General features: G+C 65.0%; 1 protein-coding gene and 1 pseudogene. One reads left to right on the forward strand and one right to left on the reverse strand.

Annotation, left to right across the window (positions count from 1 at the left end; translation table 11 throughout):
* Window positions 1-455, reverse strand: a pseudogene (locus EN932_RS36295) (GNAT family N-acetyltransferase); the annotation flags it as partial.
* Window positions 456-546: 91 nt separating this feature from the next.
* Here EN932_RS36295 and EN932_RS36300 point away from each other — a divergent pair.
* Window positions 547-1311: polysaccharide deacetylase family protein (locus EN932_RS36300; RefSeq protein WP_128369534.1), on the forward strand; the 765-nt coding region annotated here is incomplete at its 3' end.

Consider the following 1311-nt stretch of genomic DNA (forward strand, 5'->3'; position numbering starts at 1 on the left):
GGCAGCAACCGCTCGAGCGCGACCAGATCGATGTCCGGGCGTGCCTCGGCGATGGCCGCCAGCACCGATCGGAGGGCCGGCATATCCACCTTGGCCAGCCAGTTCGGGTCCGCGGCGACGAAGTTGCCGTTGGCGTGGCGCCCACCCATGAAGCGGGCGATCCGGAACGGCCCCTTCGAGGCAATCTCCAGCGCCAGCGAAAAAACCGGTTTGCCCTCGGCACTCAGCGTCGCGACGAGCAGGTCCGGTCGTGTCTCGGCCGCCCAGTTCAGGATCCAGGCAGCACCCTGCGCCGGACCAAACAGAGCCGAGCGGCAGAACTCGGCATAGGCCGCCAGTCCGTCCGTGGACGCCACCGAGATCGACAGGCCGGCACGGTCCCGTGGCAAGGCGCGCGACGATGCCTCGGTCGCCGCAAGCCGATTGCCGTCAAATGACGCAGTTGCGTCAACCATACCTCAATCCTTAGGGCGTATTGGTCGCGATTTGGGGGTTCGCATAGGCGCATTCCGTGCTTGGATCAGCCTAGGCGCAAAAGGTGAATGAATGATCGACGGCGGGGAGGCAATCCGGAAACTGGCGCTGAACGTCGCCCGCTATACCGGCCTTGCACCGCTGGCCAAGCCGTTCATCGGCGGCATTGGCGCCATCCTGATGCTGCACCGTGTTACCGCGACGCCGGAAAAGCCGGACGGCGTCAACCGGCATCTGAATATCGCGCCCGGGTTCCTCGATGCCATGATCGCCGACATGAAGGCGCATGGCTATGCCTTCGTCTCCATGGACGAAGCCGTCGAGCGCATCAAGGCGGGCGGCAAAGGCGGTCAGTTTGCCACGATCACCGCCGACGATGCCTATCGCGACAATATGGTCGAGGCGCTGCCGGTGCTGGAGAAGCACGGCGCGCCGATCACCATCTATGTCGCGCCCGGGCTGATCAACGGCACAGCCGACCTGTGGTGGGACGTTGTCGAGGACATCGTCAACGCGCGCGATACCTTGACGCTGACGCGGCCGAAGGGTCCGCTGACGATCGATTGCTCGACCCCCGCGAAGAAGCTGCAGGCCAATGCACGCCTGCACGCCTATCTCACCTCCGAAATCCGCGAGAAGGACCTGCAGGCGGTGTTGCGCGATCTGGCTCGCGCAAATGGCATCGACGCCGACGGTCCGCGCCTGCGCACATTGATGAACTGGGACGAAATCCGCCGCATCGCCGCGCATCCGCTGGTGACGATCGGCGCCCATACGATCAACCACAGCAATCTGAAGCGGCCCTCCGAAGCCGATGCCCGGCACGAGATCGGCGCC

This window comes from Mesorhizobium sp. M7A.F.Ca.US.002.01.1.1 (assembly GCF_004022955.1).
In the GTDB taxonomy this organism is placed as follows: Bacteria; Pseudomonadota; Alphaproteobacteria; order Rhizobiales; family Rhizobiaceae; genus Mesorhizobium; species Mesorhizobium ciceri.